We start from the raw sequence: 21,096 nt of genomic DNA on the forward strand, positions 1-21,096 counted from the left end.
GTAGCTCTTCCTTCCGTTCCTCCCACCGTTGCTGTTGTGCCTTATGTGCTCTGTCAATCCCCATGTCTTTTCTGACGGCGAAAACCCGGCACCGGTTCCCTCCCGTCGCCGAAGGCCTACCCCGCGTTGCGCGACGCGAAGGTTCACGAACGTACATCACCGTCACTATTGTCAACATGGTTGAACCAGCAAGTTGGCATGACTACCGCCCGGGGTGAGCGTGACGCTGGACGCTCTTCACTATTCTATTTATATTCACATATATCGCCTGGTTAAACAGTATTGCTAGACAGCTTGGTTCACACGAAACCTACCAAGCGTTACATTGTTCCCCATGACTCAATACGACAACAGCAATACGAAAGATTGGTCCTTCAACACCCGCACCATCCACGCCGGTCAGGCCGTGGACAGCGACTACGGGGCCCGCAACCAACCCATCTACATGACCACCTCCTACGTGTTCGACAACGCTCAGCACGCAGCAGACCGCTTCAACCTCTCCAACCCAGGCCCGATCTACACTCGCCTGACCAACCCAACCCAGCAGGCACTCGAAGACCGCATCGCGGACCTCGAGGGTGGCGTCGCAGCTACCGCATTCGCCTCTGGCATGGCTGCAGAGACCGCCGCCATTACGAACCTGGCGTCGGCAGGCGACCACATCGTTACCTCACCTCGCATCTACGGTGGCACCGAGACCCTGTTCCAGGTGACGCTGCCGCGCCTCGGCATCGACGTCACGTTCGTCGACAACCCTGACGATCCAGAGAGCTGGCAGGCGGCCGTCCAGCCGAACACGAAGGCGTTCTACGGCGAGACCTTCGGCAACCCGATTGCCGACGTCCTCGATATCCCGACCGTCGCGGAGGTCGCGCACCGCAACCAGGTGCCACTGATTATCGATAACACCATGGCCACCGCTGCCCTGGTCCGCCCACTGGAGCTCGGCGCGGACATCGTGGTCGCTTCCACTACGAAGTTCTACACGGGCAACGGCGCAGCTATCGGCGGCGTCCTCGTCGACGGCGGCAAGTTCGACTGGACCGTCGAGCGCGACGGCAAGCCAGTCTTCCCGTACTTCGTCACCCCGGATCCGGCGTACCACGGCCTGAAGTACGCGGACCTCGGTGCACCGGCCTTCGCACTGAAGGCCCGCGCCGGCATCCTGCGCGACACCGGCGCTGCGATCTCCCCGTTCAACGCGTGGGTTGCGCTGCAGGGCCTAGACACGCTCAGCCTGCGCGTGGAGCGTCACAACGAGAACGCACTGAAGGTAGCGAAGTTCCTCAGCGAGCACGACAAGGTAGCCAAGGTGAACTTCGCCGGCCTCGAGTCCTCTCCGTACTACGCGGTCAAGGATCAGCTCGGCCTGCGGTATACGGGCTCTGTCCTCTCCTTTGAGGTCGCAGGCGACAAGGACGACCACACCAACGCCTGGAAGTTTATCGACGCCCTCAAGCTGCACTCGAACCTGGCGAACATCGGCGACGTCCGCTCCCTGGTGGTTCACCCGGCCACGACGACGCACTCCCAGTCGGACGCGGAGGGCCTGGCACGCGCCGGCATCTCCCAGGCAACCATCCGCCTGAGCGTCGGTATCGAAGACGCCGACGACATCATTGCGGACCTCGAGCGCGGATTCGCAGCGATCTAACATGCCCAACCTGGCGCCTGAAGGCGAGCTGCAGATAGTCCCGATTGGTGACTTCACCACAGAGGCCGGAGCCACTATCCAGGACGCCCACATCGCGTACCAGCGGTGGGGGCAGTTCCGGGGTGACCCGAAGGGCGACAACAACATCCTTGTTGTTGAGCACGCCTTAACCGGCGATTCCAACGCCGCCGAGTGGTGGAGCGGGGCGATTGGCCCCGGCAAAGCACTCGACACCGACACTTGGTGCGTGATCTGCACCAACGTGATCGGGTCCTGCTACGGCTCGACTGGCCCTGCGAGCACGCATCCCGACGGCGCCGCGTGGGGGTCCCGCTTCCCCGCACTTTCAGTTCGCGACCAGGTCCGCGCCGAACGCACCCTGTTCACCCAGCTTGGCATCCACCGTGTCCATGCCATCATGGGAGGCTCCATGGGCGGGGCGCGCACCCTGGAGTGGACGCTGCTTTACCCCGAATCTGTCGGCTACGCCTGCGTCATGGCGGTCTCCGCGCGCGCAAGCGCCTGGCAGATCGGCATCCAGGAGGCTCAGATTTACGCCATCGTGCGCGACCCCAACTGGCACGGCGGCGACTACTACTCCACTGGCACCTCCCCCGATGAGGGACTGGCTGCCGCCCGGCGCATCGCACACCTCACCTACCGTGGTGAGCTCGAAATCGACGAACGCTTCGGTACCAGCGCCCAAGAAGGCGAAAACCCACTCGGCCCCTACCGCGAGCACGACCAGCGCTTCGCTGTGCAAAGCTACCTAGACTACCAGGGGAAAAAGCTCGTCAAACGTTTCGACGCCGGCGCCTACGTCACACTCACCGAAGCTATGAACCGCCACGACATCGGCCGCGGTCGCGGAGGCCTAAACAAAGCGCTGCACTCGTCGACGGTGCCGACGATGATTGTGGGCGTCGATACGGATATTTTGTACCCCTACCACCAGCAGGAACACATGTCCCGCAACCTGGGGAACCTGCTGGGGATGCACAAGCTGTCATCCCCGGTTGGCCACGACGCGTTTCTCGTCGAGGCCCGCCAGATGGACAACATCTTGCGCAACTTCATCGCGCTGACCAGCGCGTAAGATCCCTTTAGGAGCCCAGCGCGTCCACCGACCAGGCTAGCCACACCATCGCGGCGCCCAGGCCGGTGGAAAACGCGATATCGAAACGCTTGGAGCGCACTGCCAGCAGACCAATGACTTGCGAGTCGCACGTCAGGCGCAGCAGTGCGCACCACAGCATGGTCGCCCCGAGCGTGAACGTGGCGCGCCGCCAATGATCCGTCAGCGACCACACCCCCGCGGCAACAAACCCCAGGATGAACACGCCGACCATCGCCACCTGCACGTTCCGAGGCAGTGGCGAGGGCGGGTTCCCAATGTCATGAGGGTTGTCCAGCGACAACCCTTCTGCCGAGTTAGGCAAGCTGCTCAGCTCGCTCCACGATATTGCGGACCAGGAACGTGCGAGTCATCGGGCCAACGCCACCAGGGTTCGGCGAGACCCAGCCCGCCTTCTCCCACACATCCGGGTGCAGGTCGCCGACCGTTTTGCCGTCGACACGAGAGACGCCCACGTCCAGCAACGCGGCGCCTTCCTTAATCATGTCCGCGGTAATCATGTGTGGCTTGCCAGCGGCCGCGATGACCACATCCGCCCGGCGCGTCTCCGCGGCCAAGTCCTTCGTGCCGGTGTGGCACAGCACCGTCGTGGCGTTGACGTTACGCGAGGTCAACATCAGCGAGATTGGGCGACCCACGGTCACTCCGCGGCCGATGACGCACACGATCGCGCCGTTAAGATCCACGCCGAAGCGCTCCAGCAGCTTGATGGAACCGTTCGGGGTGCACGGCAGCGGCGCGGGCTCGTTAAGCACCAGTTTGCCCAGGTTGACCGGGTGCAGGCCGTCGGCGTCCTTGTCCGGGTCGATCAGTTCCAGGATGCGGTTCTCATCCAGGTGCTTCGGCAGGGGCAGCTGCACGATGTAGCCGGTGACGGCGTCGTCGTTGTTGAGCTCCTCGATGACTTCCTCGAGCGCCTCCTGCGTGATGTCCCCCGGCAGCTCCTTCATGATGGAGGCGATGCCGAGCTCCTCGCAGTCGCGGTGCTTCATGCGCACGTAGTTCTGGCTCGCCGGATCATCGCCGACCAGTACGGTAGCCAGCCCCGGCGTGATTCCACGCTCCCGCAGGGCGGCGACTCGTGTTTTGAGATCCGCAAAGATCTCCTCGCGGTACAGTTTTCCGTCTAATTTAATCGCAGTCACGGTGACCATCCTAGACTGTAACCATGTGCGCTTTTCACGTTATCTTTGACAATCCCGTCATCCCAGGCAACACCGGCAACGCAATCCGGCTGTGCGCAAACACCGGCGCCGTGCTGCACCTCGTGGAGCCGCTCGGGTTCAACTTCGAAGACAAGCACTTGAAGCGCGCAGGGCTGGACTACCACGACTTAGCGGACGTCCAGATTCACCCAACTATCGACGCCTGCTTCGCCTCTATCCCGGATGCCCGCATCTTCGCGTTCACCACCCAGGCGACCGACTACTACCAGGACGTGGAGTACCGCGACGGCGACGCTCTCCTCTTCGGCACCGAGCCGACCGGGCTGCCCGAGGCACACCGCAACCACCCTCGCGTGACCAAGCAGCTCCGCATCCCGATGCTGCCGAGCCGTAGGTCAATGAACCTTTCCAACTCCGCTTCCGTCGCCGTCTTCGAGGCCTGGCGGCAGTTGGGATTCGTCGGCGGCGTCTAGCTCCGGCTCGGTAGCTACCGGGGGCAGCGTACGGGTGCGCAGCGTGTCGACGAGCCAACGCCCCTCCCCCGCGCGCATATCCCGCGCCACCATTTTGACGGCTCCAGGGACCAGATCAAAGCGCACGTGCGCGAGGCCAAGCCTGCGCTGCAACGGCCCTTGTTTGAAGGAAAGCTCCTGGATATGCGCGTTTTCCACCATCTGGTACCGCTGGGACAGGCGACCGAATGTGAGCACGGTGACCTCTGGGTACAGCGCGACTGTCTGCCGCCGCCAATCAACCGGTGAAACCCACCGCGCAGAGAGCGGGGAGCGCAGCTGTGCACGCGACATGTCTCGCATCGCCTCACCGGACAGCGGCGCAATCGCGTCGATGACCTGCATGGCCTGCTCCAAGGTCCCGACCGGCAGCAGCTTGGACGTGCCAGTTGCCTTGTTGCGCTCGGACCCGTACCCGGCCACAGTCACCGAGACGGTCCACCACCCAAACATGCGCCACAGCAGTGGCTGGCGAAGCTGTACCGCGTGGATGCGGTGCAGCGGGACTGCTTGGTGCCTGCGGTTCGCAAGCCCGTACGTCATGTTGATGACGGCCCCGTTGCTGCCGGAGGTGGCGTCGTCAAGCACTGAATTGAAGCGCCACGAGTGGTCGATGGTGTGCCAGATCTGTGGCACGAACCCGACGAGGATCGGTACTGCCGCGGTGATCGAAAGATCGGTGAAGAGCGGGACGGCGCTCGAGACGACAGTAATGATGGTTGAGAGTTGGAACGCTGCAGCAAGCAGCGAACGACCAATCGGGATTGGTGGCACCAGCGTATTAGCCGGTTCGACGTCTTGCTCGGTGGGCGTCAACGCCGACGCAGCTGCGCCGGGGCGGGCAGCGATGGCCTGCAGGATCTCGGCGCGTAGTTCGTCCGCTTCCGCGCGGGGCAGGTAGGCGATCTCGATGGCCGAATTATTGCCGCCGGCCGCCTCGACGCGCACCGCCGCAAGCCCGAACAGACGTGGCGCGAACGGTTCGATGACGTCGACTGCCTGGATCCGGTCGTAGCGAGCGGTGCGCACCTTAGTGGTGAGCACCCCTCGCGTCAGCTCGATGTCTTCTTCGCCAACGCGGAATCCGATCTTGGCCCACCACAGCTGCGAAATAATGAACACTACGAGCAGGCCAACGACAAACACGCCGACGGCCACGCCCACATCCATGATGCCGATGCCTTCGTCCTGCAGCCAGTTGACCAGGGGCATCGTGAAGTTGAAGACAGCGATCGTGAGCAGCGCAAGCAGCGTCGCCCACACGCGCAGCAACGGGGTCAATCGGTGGACCCGCCGGTACTCAGAGGCCGCTGTCATAGGCCACTCATCTGTTCGCGTGCTTTGACCACAAGCCGGTCACGCAGCGCGTCGGCGTCGTGGGCGGGAAGCCCAGGCAGCGTGGTCACCGAACTGACCGATGCCGTGTTCACCACCAACTTCTTGAGCCCAAGCATCCGCATCACCGGTCCCGTGTTGACGTCCACGAACTGGATGCGCCCGTAAGGGATAACGGTGAGCGTGTGCCACATCTTCCCCTGGCTCAGGATGAGCTCGTTGTTCGTTTCCAGCCACGCCAGGTTGCGTACCTGGAACGGGATAAGGAAGTACTTCCAGATGAAGAACACTCCGCAGACGGCCGCACCCCACATCCACCAACCGCCGTACTTCCATTGCGCCCACAGCAAGCCGCCGATCACGATCAGCGCCCACACCGTATTGGTCACCAGCATGGGCACCATGTACTTCGGTGATACGCGGTGCATCTGCTCAACCGAGGCCGGTAGCGGTGGTCTCGCGAGTGCGTCAGTCTGCTGTTCCATGGGCCCTACCCTAGCGACTTCACCGAAAATCACGTGAACCACGCGAGAGCCACTGGCCGACATCGATCTGCTCCAGACGGTCCGCCACGACGCTGACCGCACCTGACGCATTTTGGACAATCCCGCGCACCACCAGCGCGTGCGCTGTGCGCGCCACTACGCGCTGCCGCTTCCACAGCCCCGGCGACACCATGATGTTCAGCAGCCCGGTTTCGTCCTCCATCCCCAGAAACGTCAGGCCTGATGCCGTCTGCGGCCGCTGCCTGTGCGTGACCACGCCTGCGACGCGGACGCGGGTACCGTCTTCCACGCTACGAAGGTCGACCGCTCGGAGAATCCCCTCCCGTTGCAAGTGTTCGCGCAGCAGCTGCATCGGTTGAATATCAGGGGTGACGCCCGTGGCGGCAACATCGGCCGCGAGCAATTCGAACGCGGTCATCCCGGGCAGTGCTGGGGCGTCGATACCTGAAAGCCCAGGCAGCATGCCGTCGCGCTCTGTTGCTGCGATACCCGCAGCCCACACTGCTTGTCGACGCTCCCCTCCGAAGCAGTCCAGCGCACCCGCCTTGGCGAGCGCCTCGACGTGCTCCACGGTCAGCGCCGCCCGACGCGCCAGGTCCGCGATGTCCGTGAACGGCGCGGCCTTCTCGATCCTGGCCGCAGCCTTCTCCCCGACCCCCTTCACCAAATTCAGCCCGATCCGAATTGTGTCATTATCTATACAGCGCGCCTGTACGCCGGATCCGTTCACGCTCACCGGCAACACCGTGATGCCGTGGCGGCGGGCGTCTTGAATCAGGGACTGAGGCGAGTAGAAGCCCATCGGCTGTGCCCGCAGCAGGCCGACGCAGAACTGCGCCGGGTAGTAGTACTTCATCCACGCGGAGAAGTACACAAGCGACGCAAACGATTGCGAGTGCGACTCCGGAAATCCGTAGGCGGCAAACGCGACGATCTTGTTCCAGAGCTTTTCCGCGACGTCCGCCCCGATCCCGTTCGTGGTGTTGCAGCCCTCGAAGAACCGGGCTTTGAGCGCCGCCATTTTAGCTGGAGAACGCTTCGAACCCATCGCGCGGCGCAGCGCGTCGGCCTCCCGGCCGCTGAATCCTGCGGCGTCGACGGCGATCTGCATGAGCTGCTCCTGGAACAACGGAATACCCAGCGTCTTCCCAAGAGATTTTTCCAGCACCGGGTGATCGTAGAGAACGGGCTCGAGGCCATCGCGGCGCCGTAGATATGGGTGAACGGATCCGCCTTGAATTGGGCCTGGGCGGATGAGGGCCACCTCGACCACGAGGTCAAAGAAGCGCTGTGGTTTCAGCCGTGGCAGCGTGGAAAGTTGCGCGCGCGACTCCACCTGGAATACTCCGACGGCGTCAGCGCGGCACAGCATGTCGTAGACGTTGGTGTCGGCGAGGTCGAGCTCCCACAGGTGCACCTCTGTGCCCGTTGTATCGCGTACGAGGTCCACCATGTGGTGCAGGGCCTCCAGCATGCCGAGCCCGAGCAGGTCAAACTTCACCAACCCCACCGAAGCGCAGTCGTCTTTGTCCCACTGCACCACAGAGCGCTGTTCCTTGCGCGCCCACTCGATGGGAACGACGTCCGCGATCGGCCGGTCGCAGATCACCATCCCGCCCGAGTGGATCCCGAGGTGGCGTGGCTGGCCAATGAACTCCTCCGCCAACGTACATACCTGCTCCGGCGGGTCGCTGAGTCCTTTTGACCAGGCATCCGCAGCACCTTGTGGGTACCCGAGCGCCCGGGAAGCGTCACGAACAGCACCCTTCCTCCGGTACGTGATCACGTTCGCCACCTGCGCGGCACGCTCGCGGCCGTAGCGCCGGTAAACGTACTGGATTACTTCTTCGCGCCTGCCGGACTCAATATCAATATCGATATCCGGTGGGCCATCGCGGTCCGGCGACAGGAAACGCTCAAAGAGAAGGCCAGCGCTGATCGGCTCGGCGTTCGTGATCCCGAGAGCAAAGCAGACCGCTGAGTTCGCCGCCGACCCACGGCCTTGGCACAGGATATTGCTGCGCCGACAAAAGTCGACCAGGTCGTACACGATTAAGAAGTAGCCGGGGAATTGGAGCTCCTCAATCACGCTGAGTTCGTAAGCAATCTGCTTCATCGCCTGCTCACGGATGTTTTCCGGGCGCGTCGCGTACCGCACCTGCGCACTCGCGTAGGTCAACTCCTTCAGATAGCTCATTTCATTGTGGCCAGCAGGAGTGTCGTAGTCCGGTAGGTTTGGCGCGACAAGGTCGAGCGTAAACGCGCACTGTTCGGCAACCTCCACGGTGGTGGCCAGCATCGGCTCACATCCCGGCAGCAGCCGGGCGAGCTGCTGCCCGCTGCGCAGCCAGTGCGCCCCCATGGGGTGCAGGTCAGCAACGTCTTGCCGCAGCGCGCGGCGCTGGCCAAGCGCATGTTTCGCTGCAGCGAGGCGCGCGTGTCGGCGCGTCGCAGCGGCAGGCCGGGTACTCACTATGGCGGGAAGATGAACGAAGCGGTCTAATTGTTGGTGATGATCGGCGTCATCCGGCATGAGTGAGACCACGTACTCCCTCACCACATTTTCCACCCCGAAGCTCTCGCTCAATTTATCGAATAGCGGGGTCCACTCCCACCCGCCAAGCGCTAAGCAGGAGCCATCAAGCCACTCCCCGATTTCCCACATCGGCGGGTACGAGAGCTCGCCTTTTTGCCTACCCTCCATGTGTGCGCGCGACATCAGATGCGATAACCTCCGGTACCCTTCCGCACCACGGGCCAGGACGGGCAGCACCCCCTCTTTCAGCGTCAGCTCTGCACCAAACACCGTGGGCATCGCGGCCGCCGCAGCAGCTTCCGCAAACTTCACCGCACCGTAGAAACCGTCACGATCACACAGGCCAAGCGCCGAAAGTCCGAGCGACCGAGCGCGTGCAACCAGCTGTTCAGGCTCGCTCGCCCCGCCAAGGAAGCTATAGGACGACACCGCGTGCAACTCGGCGAATGGCACCCCACCGCGCCGCCCACCGACCCCCTCACCCTCCGCTTCACCAGCAAAGGTGAGGTGATCTACCGGAACGACAGGACCGACGTCGTTCCCAGACAGTATCCGCTCCAGCTTTGACCATGTCAGCGGAGCACCCCCATTGAATCGCATGTTCGATAGTGTAAACATGTTCGAATGCTCGCGCAAGCGGATTTATATTCAACGTTTGTAGCCAGGGATAGACTAAGCGGTCCAATAGATGCTAAGTTTTCAAACCATCAATGATTCCCCAACGAAAGACATAAAGGAGACATCATGCGCCTCAACCGTGTGATTGCAACCATCGCAGCTTCAGCCCTCGCCGCTACCAGCCTGGTAGCTTGCTCCAACGACTCTGCCGAGAAGACCACCGACGCTGCCGGTGGCGGCGAGGACACCGTCGTCAAGATTGGTACCACCGACGCTGACCAGAAGGCATGGTCCGTCTTCGAGGACCTCGCGGCAGACAACGGCATCACTCTCGACATCGTGCAGTTCTCTGACTACGCACCAGTCAACGAGGCGCTTGCCCAGGGCGAGATTGACCTGAACAAGTTCCAGCACATCCTCTACCTCGCCACCTACAACGAGGCTTCCGGCAACGACCTGAAGGTGCTGTCCACCACGGAGATCTACCCGCTGGCACTGTTCTGGAAGGATCACGATTCCCTCGACGGCATCGAAGGCACCGAGGTTGCTATCCCGAACGATGACTCGAACCAGGGCCGCGCAATCAACGTCCTCGTCCAGGCTGACTTGATCACGCTGAAGGATGGCGCTGATGAACTGGCACCGTCCCCAGCAGATATCGACGAGGCAGCGTCGAAGGTGAAGGTCGTTCCGGTCGACGCTTCCCAGACGACCTCCGCATACAAGGAAGGCCGCCCGGCCATCATCAACAACTCCTGGCTGGAGCGCGCTGGCATTGAGCCAAAGCAGGCTATCTTCCAGGATGACCCGGCTTCCGAGCAGGGCGAGCCATACATCAACGTCTTCGCTGCACGCGCTGAGGACCTGGATAACCCGACCTACAACCGCCTCGCAGAGCTGTGGAACTCCCCAGAGGTCGCAGCTGCCGTCCAGGAGGATTCCCGTGGCACCGCGGTCGCTGTTGAGCGCTCCCGTGATGACGCAAACGCTATCCTCGCACGCCTTCAGGAGAAGTAATCCGTGACGAAAACCGGCACCCGGGTTGAGTTCCGGGACGTATCGAAAGTCTTTACAACGGGTGGGCGCGAGGTTGTGGCCGTCGACAATGTGTCGCTGACGGTCGAGCCTGGTGAGATCCTTGGAGTGATCGGCTACTCCGGCGCTGGCAAGTCCACGCTGGTGCGGCTGATCAACGGGCTCGACATGCCTACCAGCGGCGAACTCCTCCTCGACGGCACCAATATCGTCGGCAAGAGCGAGAAGCGTCTGCGGGAAGTGCGCCGAAACGTTGGGATGATTTTCCAGCAGTTCAACCTGTTCTCTTCCCGAACTGCGGCGGGCAACATTGAGTACCCGCTGCAGCTTGCCGGTTTGGGCAAGCAGGAGCGCCGGGCGCGCGTCGAGGAGCTCCTCGAGTTCGTCGGCCTGTCGGATCGCGGCAAGAACTACCCCGAGCAACTTTCGGGTGGTCAGAAGCAGCGCGTGGGCATCGCTCGTGCGCTCGCCACGAATCCCTCGCTCTTGCTTGCCGACGAAGCCACCTCCGCCCTCGACCCCGAGACCACCCACGAGGTGCTCGAGCTACTGCGCCGCGTCAACGCGGAGCTCGGCATCACGATCGTGGTGATTACCCACGAGATGGACGTGATCCGCGCGATTGCGGACAAGGTCGCCGTAATGGAGGCCGGCAAGGTCGTCGAGTATGGCTCCGTCTACGAGGTGTTCTCGGACCCGAAAACGAAGGTCGCGCAGCGCTTCGTATCGACGTCGCTTCGCAACACCCCAGACAAGCACGAGGAGCTCGAGTTGCTGAACGCGGCGCCTGGGCGCCTCTTCACCGTCGACCTGACCGAACACTCGGGATTCTTCGGTGCGGCGGAGAAGGCGCGCCAACGCGGCGTGTCGATTCAGCCGGTGCACGCGGGTATTACGACCCTGCAGGAGCACTCCTTCGGCAAGATGACGGTCCGCCTCAACGGCGACGATGCAGCGATTAACGAGTTCCTGCACACGCTGCAGGGCACCACGGATATTCAGGAGATACGTCGATGAACAGTGCTGTCAACGAATTCATTCTGGCGCAGCCGAACTGGGACCGGCTCGGCCCCACGTTCGTAGACGCCATCGGCGATACCCTTTGGATGGTGGGCATCACCCTGCTCGTCGGTGGTATCTGTGGCCTGATCCTCGGCGTGTTCTTGTACACCACCCGCCCGGGTGGCATCCTGCAGAACAACGTCGTGTACTGGGTGATTAACTTCGCCGTGAACTTCTTCCGGCCGATCCCGTTCATCATCATGATCGCGATGCTCTACCCCATCACCCTGTCGGTGGTGGGCACCACGATTGGCCGGGGCGCAGCTACGTTTGTGATGTGTTTCTCCGCGACCTTTACCGTGGCCCGTATTGTCGAGCAGAACCTGGTATCCATCGATCCCGGCATGATTGAGGCCGCACGTTCGATGGGCGCAGGACCGTGGACGATCATCCGCACCGTGATCCTCCCCGAGGCGCTCGGTCCGCTGATCCTCGGCTACACGTTCATCTTCATCGCGGTGATCGATATGTCCGCGATGGCAGGCTACATCGGCGGTGGCGGCCTCGGTGACTTCGCCATCGTGTACGGCTACCGCCAGTTCGAACCGCAGGTGACGTGGGCGGCTGTGATCGTCATCGTCGTCATCGTGCAGCTGGCGCAGTTCTTGGGCAACTGGCTGTCCAAGAAGGTGATGCGCCGCTAAGGTGTGACCAGTTGGTTAGGATGGGTGCCATGAAAATCGCAGCGTTTGATTTTGATGGCACCCTTCATCATTCCACGGACACTGACACGGGCGAGCACGGCTTCGACCCGGCCGACATGGCCGCGATCCAGGCCTGGCGCGACGCCGACCACATCGCCATTTCTGCCACCGGACGCTCGCGCACCGCGCTCGAGTTCGGAATGCGCCACTGCCCCATCCGCTTCGACTACCAGGTGCTCTCCAACGGCGGCTCCGCAACCACCGGCGATAACGAGCGCCTGCTCTACTCGCACCTTGTAGACCCGGAGATCGTCGAACAGGTGGTCACGCACTTCGCTGACACGGATGGGGTGGCGGTGTTCGGCACCACGATCGGCCACGTCGATGGTGAGTTCAGCAACAACACCCAGGCTCGCAGTAGCTTTACCGTCAACTTCGACAGGATGACCACGGCCGACATTCCCCACCACGAGTTCGCCGTCGTCCCCTTGTGGATCCCAGGCAACGAAGCGCTTCGCGCGGAAGTCTACGAGTGGACGCGCGCGCTGCCGCATGTATCGGTGGCGCAGAACCAGGACTTCATCGACATCATGGCGCCCGGTCGCACGAAGGGCGCGGGCATCCAGGACCTGTTGCAGCTCCTCGACGTCCCACGCGAAGACATCGAGCTGTACACCTTCGGCGACTCGTGGAATGACCTGTCCATGCACGAGATCGCAGATCACTCGCACAGCTTCCACCACTCGCCCGCCGAGGTGCAGCAGCGCACCGACCACGTGATCAACAGGGTCGCTGACGTGCTGCCCAGCTACATCTAGGAGCGCCCGACTGCGACCCAGCTCTTGCCGGGCTTCGGGTCCTTCCCGCATGATGCCATCACGGCATCAACGTCGCGCTGTTCCAACGTCACCTCGTAGGCAGTGTCGGTCGCGGTGTCGGTGACGGTGACGTGGGCGGAGGGGCCGTCGATACGCTCGGCGGTGACTTCGAGCTGGCCGTAGCGCACCTTGTCCCCTCGGGTGGCGAGCTGCGTTGCGACGTCCACTTCCGCCACCTGGCCTACCGGGCTGAAGGTGCCGCGGCCGCGGTTGCCCGGCACGAAGTACTCGCCGCGCATCGCAGCTTCAAGCATGGCCTCAGTAGCCTCGAGGTTCATCCGGCCAAAACTGTACGCCCACGGCATGAGCAGCATCGTGGCGGCGAAACGGTGCCCCTTGATGTGCGAGGTTTCCCACACCACATCGTTGCCATGCCCAAACGGGTACTTCTCTACGAGCTCGTTGACGATGGGACGGCCCTTGATGGCGCAGCACATGTCGCGCTTCGCGTGGGTACAGACCAGGACGAGTGGCTTCGTACGCGACTTGGCGCTGTTTTGCCCTGGGCCTGACAGGTCGAGATCCAGGATCGCCTCAGGCCCATCGACGTGCAGCACCTCGGTTGCTGCCTGGTCGGCGAAGACCAGGTAGACGTGGTGATCTTCAATCTGGCGGCCTTCCCTCGTTGGGTGGCGGATAAGCAGCAAGGTGGCGTTGTAGCGCTGCATGTGCGCTTTCAACTTTTCGGTCAGTTCGTCCCCGAAGGTGTCGCCGTCGAGTACGTCGTGGCTCCACTTGTGTGGCCACTCAAACAAAACGTAGGTCGAGCCGGGTTTCGCGGTACCCGGCAGCGGCTCACTGTCCGTATCGGAGCAGAGTGTGCGTGCATGGGCTGTAGTCATGTCACCTACTGTAGCGAAAATTTCCCGATTGATTAGGCATACCTAAACCGGGCCGAGTCGGGCAGTTAACATTTTGATAACCTTTTTGGTTTTTCGCTGTTCTGCTTTGCTCTTCGAGATTCGTTCTGGCTACGGTAATTTGCGTGTTTCCCTTACCGAAGTTCGCCGTTGCGGCGCTGGCGCCCTGCATTGCTGGCGCCGTGCTCGCCGGGTGCGTGTCTTCTCCTGCTCAGGACCAGGCCGCGACCCGCGTCGGCTCGATGCATGCTGCGCCATCAACGACGCAGCTGCGCCCGCTCGGTACCGCGAACGCGAGCCCGAAGACTCAGCGGCCTTCCGCGCCTACTCAGCTCGCCGTGACTGGCGTGCGTGTGGGCACCCACGAGGGGTTCGACCGTGTGGTTGTGGACCTCGTCGGCGAAGGTGAGCCCGGCTGGTTCGTGGATTACACCTCCACCCCGATGCAGGAGATCACCGGCAAACCACTGAAGGTGACTGGCAACGCGTTCCTCAATATCAACATCGACGGCACCGTCTACCCCTACGAACTTGGCCTGGACGCGGACCAGATCAAGGTAGATACCCCGGCAGAGACCGGCAACATTATCGACGTCGTCAACGCCGGCACCTACGAGGGTCGCAGCCGCGTGGTCGTAGGGCTACGCTCTGACCTGCCGTATTCGGTGCAGATTCTGGAGCACCCGCTGCGCCTGGTCGTCGACATCGTGCAGTCCTAACACCTAGTGGTAGAGCGCCTCGACGCTCCAGCGCTGCCGGTGCCACACCAACAACCACCCGCGCTGCCCTGTTCCTACCGCCTGGTCGTGGCCCAGCACCTGGAGGCGCGCAAGCCGGGTCGGATGCGCACCCCACCACTCTTCGTCAACGGGCCAAGGCCCTGCCCACGCGGTGATGTCGTAGCAGCGCTTGCCCCACACTAGCGTTGTCGGCTGGCCGCTGAGCAGGACTTCGGCATTGAGCAGTATCGGCTGGTCGGAGCTGTCCAGCAGCTGCACCCGCGATGACGGGTGTTCGATCCCACCGCCGAGCCGGGCTGGAAGTGGTGACGGAACGGCGCCGACGAACGCCCCGCGGCCCTGCGGCGGCACCTCCCCATAGGGCACCAGCTGAATACGCTCGGCCACGCCGCGACCTCCAACCGCGACCGGCTGCAGCACCGCCTCCATTCCGAGCTGGGACTGCACCCGCTCGATCACGCGCCGCGCCCCCTCGTCCGACGCCCCGTCGGACCACAGCTCCCCCACCATGTCGGGCTGCGCAAGCTCAAGTGGTTCCAGCATGAGCGAGGCGATCGGCCCTGCGCCCCCGTTGGTGAGCCAGCCGTCGAGCTGCCAGCGCACCCGGTCGGCGGTGCCAGCCTCTGTCAGTGCCTCCCGGGTGCGCCACACGCGCTCGACCCGGGTGGCGTCGACAAGCTCGGCGGAGATTTTCAGCCGGAGGCAGTGCACCCTGGCCCCCTTGAGGCGCTGGTGCAGCCTGGCGGCGAGCGCGCGGGCGGCAAACGCGGCGGCGTCGACGCGCTCGATTGGTTCCTCCGGCGTCATCTCGACGGCGAAGTCCTCCACGGGTAGCTCCGGGGCGACGCGCCGGTCCGGGGCCGCGCTGGAGATCCGGTGGAGGTGGATGCCTGCGACCCCGAAGCGAGTCATCACGGCAGAGGACGGCAGTTGCGCGAGCTGCCCCAGCGTCTGGATGCCCAGCTGGCCCAGGGTACGGACCGTTTCCGGGTCCGCGCCGAGTGCTGTCTCGGCGGTGAGCACCCGAAGCGGCTGTACTGCAAGGAACTGCGCCGACTCCCCCGCTGCAACCACGTGCGAGCTCCGGGTGGCGATCACCGCGGTGGCGATCTCGTCCGCCGCCCCTGCCATGACGTCGATGCCGTGGCGTGCGGCGGCGTCGAGAAGCATCTCAAGCGCCGTATCTTCATCGCCGTGGAACTTCGCCGCCGCGGCGAGGTCCGCAACCACCAGGCCAGGGCGCAGCACCTCCACGGAGGCCGCCACGTCATCCAAGGATCCCGCGAGCGCGCTGAACGTGCGACCGTCGCGCTCCGGGTTGTCTTCTACCACCGTCAGCTCAGGCGCGACGGCCTGCGCGTTGCGCACCCGCATCCCACGGCGGACCCCGGCGCGCCGCGCCTCCTGCGAACACACCTTGATACGGTGCTGCACCGCGATCGCGATCGGTTCCTCCAGCGTGTCCTCGGCTTCGAGCTTGGCTGCTTGCACGGGCCAATCCGGGAACCAGAGCGCCGCAACCCTCATGAGGGCACCGCTTTCAGATGCGTGACACCGCCCGTCGCGGCCCCAAGCGTCAGCAGTGCCCGTGGCCGCTTCCAGCCTTTCGCGTGCGCGGACACCTCCAGGTCAATGCCTGCGATGCGCCCGCGGCCGCGCCCGATGCCGTGGAAGCTAGCGATGTCCGCGCTCATGCGCAATGCAGGCGAAGGCACCGTCGCGTTCACGCACAGCATCGCCGCCTCCCCGGCGCGCACGCGGGCAAGCAGTGGGCGTGCCTGGGCGGGCGTGTACTGGATTTCGCTTCGGGTGTGTAGCACCACCACGTCTAGCCCCTCGGCGAGCACCCCTGCGGCGTGCATGGCATCCATCCCCGGTTCCGGAACCGCTACGGTTCTGCGCAGCGCTTGCTTCGAGAGCTCTGCGTAGGACAACTCCGGCCACCCCACCACGGCCGCGTATCCTCCGGCTTCCGTGACCTGCCGCAGGATCTCTACGATAAGCGACGGCGTATCGCTCACCTGCGTGACTTGCCGTCTTGGCAAACCCCCGTTCGGGAGCACGCGCGCCAACTCTGCAGACAGCGGAACAACACCCTCGCTCCCGATCGGCTCCTGCACAGCACCACCGCCGAGCTCGGCTAATTGCGCTCGGAGTTGCGCAATCTGCTCAGCTTTGCTGAGCTGTCCGCCACCGTCCGAGGCAAACTCACGCAAGCGAATAGGTGTTCCATTCATGCATGTAAGTATGCAACGCGCCCCCGACACGGGCAACAGTAAAGGTCGAACAGGGTTTCGAATCCCTGTGCCACAAAAAGCGAGACACCATGCTGTACGCTCTGCCCTATGTATTACGCAGACTTCCGCAACCGCGTCACCCCAATTCCCACGCCACCCATTGTGCGGGCTGTGGCGGCGGGGTGCGTAGCGGCGTCGATAAGCGTGATGGCGGCACCGCTACCCGCAGCCGTGAAAGTCGGCATTGCTCTCGCCGCGGTGCTCGTCGCCCGTGCAACTACCCGAGCGCACCCGTACCGCAAGGCCATGGCCGAGTTTGCGCGCAGCCGCAACGTCTCGCAGGTGCCGTCGCTCAGCATGGTGGTGCCGCTGATGCTGTGGTGGCTCGCAATCATGCTGAGCCCGCTGATCGCGCCGCTGCCCGGCTGGGGGCTGGCGCTGCTTGCGGGCGGGCTGTTTGTGGTGGCGTGGGTGCTCATGCCGCACGTCGACGGCACGCGGCGCCTCGCATACGCGCCCGCAGCGCCCACCCAGAAGCGCTAGCGGTAGCGCTTCGGCACATCAGCCGCACCGAGACTGAGCATGAGGCGGTTGGCCCAGTTGAAGAACGCCGCCGAGTTGATCAGGTCGAGGATCTCGAGCTCGCCGCAGCCGGCCTCGCGGAGGGCTTCGACGTGCTGTTGCGAGAACGCGATCGGGGTGTGCGTGAGCGCCACGGCCGCATCGCGCAGCGCGTTCCACAGCGGGGTGCCCAGGTCCGCGGTCACGCCTTCGTCGAGGAGCCGGGAGATCGCCTCGGCGTCGCCGCCTTCCTGCTTCGCGCGTCCCTGGTGCACGGAAGCACAGTACTCGCACCCGTTGAGGCGGGAGACCACGGTCGCGGCGAGTTCGCGCTCGGCGCGCCCCAGGCCGCCGTCGGTGTTGTAAAAAATGTCCAGGTCAGTCAGGGTGCGAGCCTTGAGCACCGCAGGATCACGCGCGAGCAGCCGGAAGTACTCCATGTCGATTCGCTCGGGTTTGAGCAGCGCGTCGCGGTGCACCTCGGTGAATTCGGACTTGTCCAGGCTGGGCACCCACGCGCGCCAGCCTAGGGAGTGCTCCACGAACTTCGTCGGCACCACGACCTCGGGCAACAAGGTGCGCGGCCCGGGCTCCCATCCGGGGTCAGCCACGCCGTGCGCCCGCCCGCTCATCGACGCCCGCTGCACCCCACCAGCGTCAACCCCGCCGAGCACCCGCACGCCGTGCACGACGCGCAACTGGAACGCCACGAACGCGATGAGCTGCCCCAACGTGACGATGCCGTTGTCGCTCCACCCGGAGGTCTGCAGGTGACCGATCGCTGCGGCGGTGGAATCCTTCGGGTGGACAACCAGCAGGTGTGCGAAGTCCAGGGCAGCGGCGAACTGCTCGGACGCTTCCCCAATGACGTCACCGAACAGGACGAAGTCGCCGTGCCAGTACGGCCCCTCGGATGCACCGCGCGCGATGGCGGCGTCGACGGCCTCGGCTAGGCCGGGGGCTTGGTCTTCGAGGTCCTCGAGCAGCTCCCGATAGAACGCGCTCGCAGTTGGTAGCCCGGTGAGCCCTGCCACGAACGCGGCGACACCATAGCGCCAGGCCAACGGAACATCCCCCTCGTCAGCGGGCTCGAACAGGGCCGTAAACGTCAGTTCCGCGTTCTCGACTGCTTCCGGGCGGCGCCTGCGAAGGCGCGTGAGTTCCGGAGAGGCGTCGGCAAGCGTATCGATGATGTTAGACACTAAATTCTCCTAACTGCCGGGCACGGAAGCGCGCGCCCGGGATTGCATGGATCAAGTTCTTTGTCACTTCGTGGCGCGGCCACTGGAAGACGTCATCGGTCGGGCCGTACTCCACCTGGGTACCACGGCTGAGCACGCTGACCGTATCCGAGACCTGGCGCACCACCGCCAAATCGTGGGAAATAAAGATATAGGTCAGGCCCAGCTCTTGCTGTAGGTCCTCCAGCAGTCGGAGGATCTGCGCCTGCACCGTCACGTCGAGCGCGGAAACCGCCTCATCGAACACGACGAGCTCCGGCTCCACCACGAGCGCACGCGCAATGGCGACACGCTGGCGCTGCCCGCCGGAAAGCTGCGACGGGGTGCGCCGCGCGAACTGCTGCGGGTCCAGCGCCACGCGCGCCAGCACCTCGTGCGCCTTCGCGCGCGCCTCGCGTTTCGACGCCCCCGTCAGGTTCCGAACCGGCTCGGCCACGATGGCCTCCACCGTCATTTTAGGGTTCAGGGAAGAAAACGGGTTCTGGTGCACCAGCTGCACCGTGGATCGCAGCTTCCGACGGGTGGCGTCGTCGACGCCGGTCACGACGTTGTCGCCGATGGTGACGCTGCCGCTCGTCGGATCCCGGAACAGGGAGATCGCCCGCCCAGTCGTGGTCTTCCCGGAGCCGGATTCGCCCACAATCGCGTGCGTGGACCCTCGCTTCACTTCGAAGGAGACGTCGTTGACGGCCACGAAATCCCCATACTCCTGGCGCAGGTGATCCACGCGCACCAGCACGTCGCCGTCCGGCGCTGGCCGGTGGTAGGCGTTCGCGACGGCGAGCGAAGGGGCGTCGGCAAGCAAACGCTGTGAATACTCCTCTTGCGGGTCGGCGAGCACCTCCGCGGCGGGGCCTTCCTCCACGACGACGCCGCGCTGCATAATCACCACGTCGTCGGCACGGTCGCCCGCCACCGCCAAGTCGTGCGTGATCAGCACGATGCCGAGGTTGAGGCGCTCACGCATCTCGTCGAGCACGTCCAGCACCTTTTCCTGCACGGTCACATCCAGGGCGGACGTCGGCTCGTCGGCGATCAGCACCTGCGGCTCGGGCGCGATGGCCGTCGCGATGAGCACGCGCTGCTTCATCCCGCCTGAAAGCTCGTGCGGGTACTGGCCGTGGCGGCGCTGCGGGTCATCGATGCCGACGGCCTCCATCAGCTCCAGCGCGCGTGCGCGACGGGAGGCGGCGGTGCCAATGCCGTGGACCGCCATGGCTTCCTCGATCGAGGCCCCGACGGGCTTCAGCGGGTTGAGCGAATTGTTCGGGTCCTGCGGCACCAAGCCAATCTTTGTGCCACGCAGCTGACGCCACTGCCTCGGAGACAACTGCGTGATGTCTTTACCTTGGAAATAGACTGCGCCGTCCAGCACCCGCGCGGATCCGCCGAGGAGGCCCAACGTCGCCATCACCGAGGTCGTCTTGCCGGAGCCGGACTCGCCCACGATCGCGGTGAGTTTGCCAGGCGCGACGGAAAAGGACACGTCTTGCGCCGATGGCGGCTGATTGCCGTACGCGACGGTCAGGCCGCGCACTTCAAGTAAAGGTTGCAGGGGTTGCATAGGTTAGGCCTCCGTACGAATGAGTTGGGACAGGTGGTTCGCGCTCATGACGGTGGCGATGATCGCCACGCCGGGCAGGACGATGATCCACCAGGCGGTGGCCATGAAGTCGCGGCCTTCCGCGATGATGAGGCCCCACTCCGGGATCGGCGGCGGGGCACCGTAGCCGAGGAACCCGAGGATGGACAGCTGCAGGATCGCCGTGCCGAACTGCAGGGCCGCCAACGCAATGACCGGGGTGAGCGAGTTCGGCAGGATGTGGCGCACCAGCACCTGGGACTTCGTCGCTCCAGAGCCGTAGGCGGCCTCAACGTAGTCGGTGCCTGCAACCTGCATCACCTGTGAACGGGCGAGGCGGGCGAACGTCGCCACCGTGGTCATGCCGACAGCGAAGGCCGCCTGCAGTGAGCCGAAGCCCAGCACGATGATGATGGACAGAGACAGCAGAATGCCTGGGATAGCGAGCAGGACGTCCACGATCCGCATGAGCACGGTATCGACCTTGCCACGAAGCGCGCCCGCCACCAGGCCAATCAGCGTGCCGAACACCAGCCCGACCGCCACCGCGATTATCGCGCCGAGCAGCGACTGGCGCGCGCCGTAAACCACGCGCGAGTACACGTCGCGCCCCACGGCGTCGGTGCCGAAGAAGTGCTCCGCGCTCGGCGCTGCAAGGGCTACGTCGACGCCCTTGTATGGGTCGTGCGTGGCAAATATGCCCGGCAGCAGGGCCCACGCGCACGCAAGCAGCAGCACGAGCAGTGCGAGAACCGTTCCCGGTTGTTTCCAATTCGTCGTTCGCATGGTTG

20 protein-coding genes are annotated in these 21,096 nt (G+C 64.1%); 9 read left to right on the forward strand and 11 right to left on the reverse strand.

What is annotated here, in order from left to right; genetic code table 11:
- The first annotated feature begins 334 nt into the window (after window positions 1-334).
- Together BJP06_RS02740 and BJP06_RS02745 are read left to right on the forward strand one after the other, a co-directional pair.
- The gene (locus BJP06_RS02740; protein WP_071572738.1) at window positions 335-1,657 is read left to right on the forward strand and encodes an O-acetylhomoserine/O-acetylserine sulfhydrylase; all 1,323 of its coding nucleotides are present in this window, start codon (window positions 335-337) and stop codon (window positions 1,655-1,657) included.
- A gap of 1 nt (window position 1,658) precedes the next feature.
- On the forward strand, window positions 1,659-2,753 hold the full coding sequence (locus BJP06_RS02745; RefSeq protein WP_071572739.1) for a homoserine O-acetyltransferase: 1,095 nt from the start codon (window positions 1,659-1,661) through the stop codon (window positions 2,751-2,753).
- Window positions 2,754-2,760: 7 nt separating this feature from the next.
- On the opposite strand, the gene BJP06_RS02750 is transcribed toward BJP06_RS02745, so the two are convergent.
- A complete protein-coding gene (locus BJP06_RS02750; RefSeq protein ID WP_240492742.1) occupies window positions 2,761-3,096 on the reverse strand; it encodes a DUF3017 domain-containing protein in 336 nt (111 codons plus the stop codon).
- Entirely contained in the window at window positions 3,089-3,937 is an 849-nt protein-coding gene (locus BJP06_RS02755; protein ID WP_205634833.1) for a bifunctional methylenetetrahydrofolate dehydrogenase/methenyltetrahydrofolate cyclohydrolase, read from the reverse strand. The genes BJP06_RS02750 and BJP06_RS02755 overlap by 8 nt, the downstream gene beginning before the upstream one ends.
- A 23-nt stretch (window positions 3,938-3,960) precedes the next feature.
- Between BJP06_RS02755 and BJP06_RS02760 the strand changes: the two genes are divergently transcribed.
- On the forward strand, window positions 3,961-4,431 hold the full coding sequence (locus BJP06_RS02760; RefSeq protein WP_071572740.1) for a tRNA (cytidine(34)-2'-O)-methyltransferase: 471 nt from the start codon (window positions 3,961-3,963) through the stop codon (window positions 4,429-4,431).
- Here the strand turns inward: BJP06_RS02760 and BJP06_RS02765 are convergent.
- The 3 genes from BJP06_RS02765 to BJP06_RS02775 are packed head-to-tail and all read right to left on the reverse strand — an operon-like array spanning window position 4,354 to window position 9,447.
- On the reverse strand, window positions 4,354-5,787 hold the full coding sequence (locus BJP06_RS02765) for a PH domain-containing protein (protein WP_071572741.1): 1,434 nt from the start codon (window positions 5,785-5,787) through the stop codon (window positions 4,354-4,356). The two genes, BJP06_RS02760 and BJP06_RS02765, sit on opposite strands and share 78 nt — an antisense overlap.
- Window positions 5,784-6,290 (reverse strand): PH domain-containing protein, encoded by a 507-nt coding sequence (locus tag BJP06_RS02770; RefSeq protein ID WP_255365775.1) that lies wholly within the window; start codon window positions 6,288-6,290, stop codon window positions 5,784-5,786. Before BJP06_RS02770 ends, BJP06_RS02765 begins: the two co-directional genes overlap by 4 nt.
- A 19-nt stretch (window positions 6,291-6,309) precedes the next feature.
- A complete protein-coding gene (locus BJP06_RS02775; RefSeq protein ID WP_083433167.1) occupies window positions 6,310-9,447 on the reverse strand; it encodes an error-prone DNA polymerase in 3,138 nt (1,045 codons plus the stop codon).
- A gap of 144 nt (window positions 9,448-9,591) precedes the next feature.
- Here BJP06_RS02775 and BJP06_RS02780 point away from each other — a divergent pair, with 144 nt between their 5' ends.
- Genes BJP06_RS02780 through BJP06_RS02795 form a run of 4 tightly spaced genes read left to right on the forward strand, consistent with a single transcriptional unit; the run spans window position 9,592 to window position 13,024 of the window.
- On the forward strand, window positions 9,592-10,482 hold the full coding sequence (locus BJP06_RS02780; protein ID WP_070363016.1) for a MetQ/NlpA family ABC transporter substrate-binding protein: 891 nt from the start codon (window positions 9,592-9,594) through the stop codon (window positions 10,480-10,482).
- 3 nt (window positions 10,483-10,485) lie between these two features.
- Entirely contained in the window at window positions 10,486-11,517 is a 1,032-nt protein-coding gene (locus BJP06_RS02785) for a methionine ABC transporter ATP-binding protein (RefSeq protein WP_070363017.1), read from the forward strand.
- Window positions 11,514-12,206, forward strand: a complete 693-nt coding sequence (locus tag BJP06_RS02790; RefSeq protein WP_070975850.1) for a methionine ABC transporter permease — start codon at window positions 11,514-11,516, stop codon at window positions 12,204-12,206. The genes BJP06_RS02785 and BJP06_RS02790 overlap by 4 nt, the downstream gene beginning before the upstream one ends.
- 29 nt (window positions 12,207-12,235) lie before the next feature.
- A complete protein-coding gene (locus BJP06_RS02795) occupies window positions 12,236-13,024 on the forward strand; it encodes an HAD family hydrolase (protein ID WP_083433182.1) in 789 nt (262 codons plus the stop codon).
- Here the strand turns inward: BJP06_RS02795 and BJP06_RS02800 are convergent.
- Entirely contained in the window at window positions 13,021-13,926 is a 906-nt protein-coding gene (locus BJP06_RS02800) for a sucrase ferredoxin (protein ID WP_071572744.1), read from the reverse strand. The genes BJP06_RS02795 and BJP06_RS02800 overlap by 4 nt on opposite strands.
- Before the next feature lie 143 nt (window positions 13,927-14,069).
- On the opposite strand from BJP06_RS02800, the gene BJP06_RS02805 reads away from it, so the two are divergent.
- Window positions 14,070-14,663, forward strand: coding sequence for a hypothetical protein (locus tag BJP06_RS02805; protein WP_255365776.1), 594 nt, complete (start codon window positions 14,070-14,072; stop codon window positions 14,661-14,663).
- 3 nt (window positions 14,664-14,666) lie between these two features.
- On the opposite strand, the gene BJP06_RS02810 is transcribed toward BJP06_RS02805, so the two are convergent.
- Window positions 14,667-16,211: a DNA polymerase Y family protein gene (locus BJP06_RS02810; protein ID WP_071572745.1), complete on the reverse strand. Its 1,545-nt coding sequence runs from the start codon at window positions 16,209-16,211 to the stop codon at window positions 14,667-14,669.
- Window positions 16,208-16,921, reverse strand: a complete 714-nt coding sequence (locus BJP06_RS02815; protein WP_071572746.1) for a hypothetical protein — start codon at window positions 16,919-16,921, stop codon at window positions 16,208-16,210. Before BJP06_RS02815 ends, BJP06_RS02810 begins: the two co-directional genes overlap by 4 nt.
- Before the next feature lie 108 nt (window positions 16,922-17,029).
- On the opposite strand from BJP06_RS02815, the gene BJP06_RS02820 reads away from it, so the two are divergent.
- Window positions 17,030-17,464: a hypothetical protein gene (locus BJP06_RS02820; RefSeq protein ID WP_071572747.1), complete on the forward strand. Its 435-nt coding sequence runs from the start codon at window positions 17,030-17,032 to the stop codon at window positions 17,462-17,464.
- On the opposite strand, the gene BJP06_RS02825 is transcribed toward BJP06_RS02820, so the two are convergent.
- Genes BJP06_RS02825 through BJP06_RS02835 form a run of 3 tightly spaced genes read right to left on the reverse strand, consistent with a single transcriptional unit; the run spans window position 17,461 to window position 21,091 of the window.
- Complete coding sequence (locus BJP06_RS02825) at window positions 17,461-18,684, reverse strand: alkylhydroperoxidase domain protein (protein ID WP_071572748.1); 1,224 nt, start codon at window positions 18,682-18,684, stop codon at window positions 17,461-17,463. The genes BJP06_RS02820 and BJP06_RS02825 overlap by 4 nt on opposite strands.
- The gene (locus BJP06_RS02830) at window positions 18,677-20,287 is read right to left on the reverse strand and encodes an ABC transporter ATP-binding protein (RefSeq protein ID WP_071572749.1); all 1,611 of its coding nucleotides are present in this window, start codon (window positions 20,285-20,287) and stop codon (window positions 18,677-18,679) included. The genes BJP06_RS02825 and BJP06_RS02830 overlap by 8 nt, the downstream gene beginning before the upstream one ends.
- Before the next feature lie 3 nt (window positions 20,288-20,290).
- Window positions 20,291-21,091 (reverse strand): ABC transporter permease, encoded by an 801-nt coding sequence (locus BJP06_RS02835; protein WP_071572750.1) that lies wholly within the window; start codon window positions 21,089-21,091, stop codon window positions 20,291-20,293.
- Between the last annotated feature and the right edge of the window lie 5 nt (window positions 21,092-21,096).

Source organism: Corynebacterium sp. NML120713, assembly GCF_001875735.1.
Taxonomy (GTDB): Bacteria; Actinomycetota; Actinomycetes; order Mycobacteriales; family Mycobacteriaceae; genus Corynebacterium; species Corynebacterium pseudogenitalium.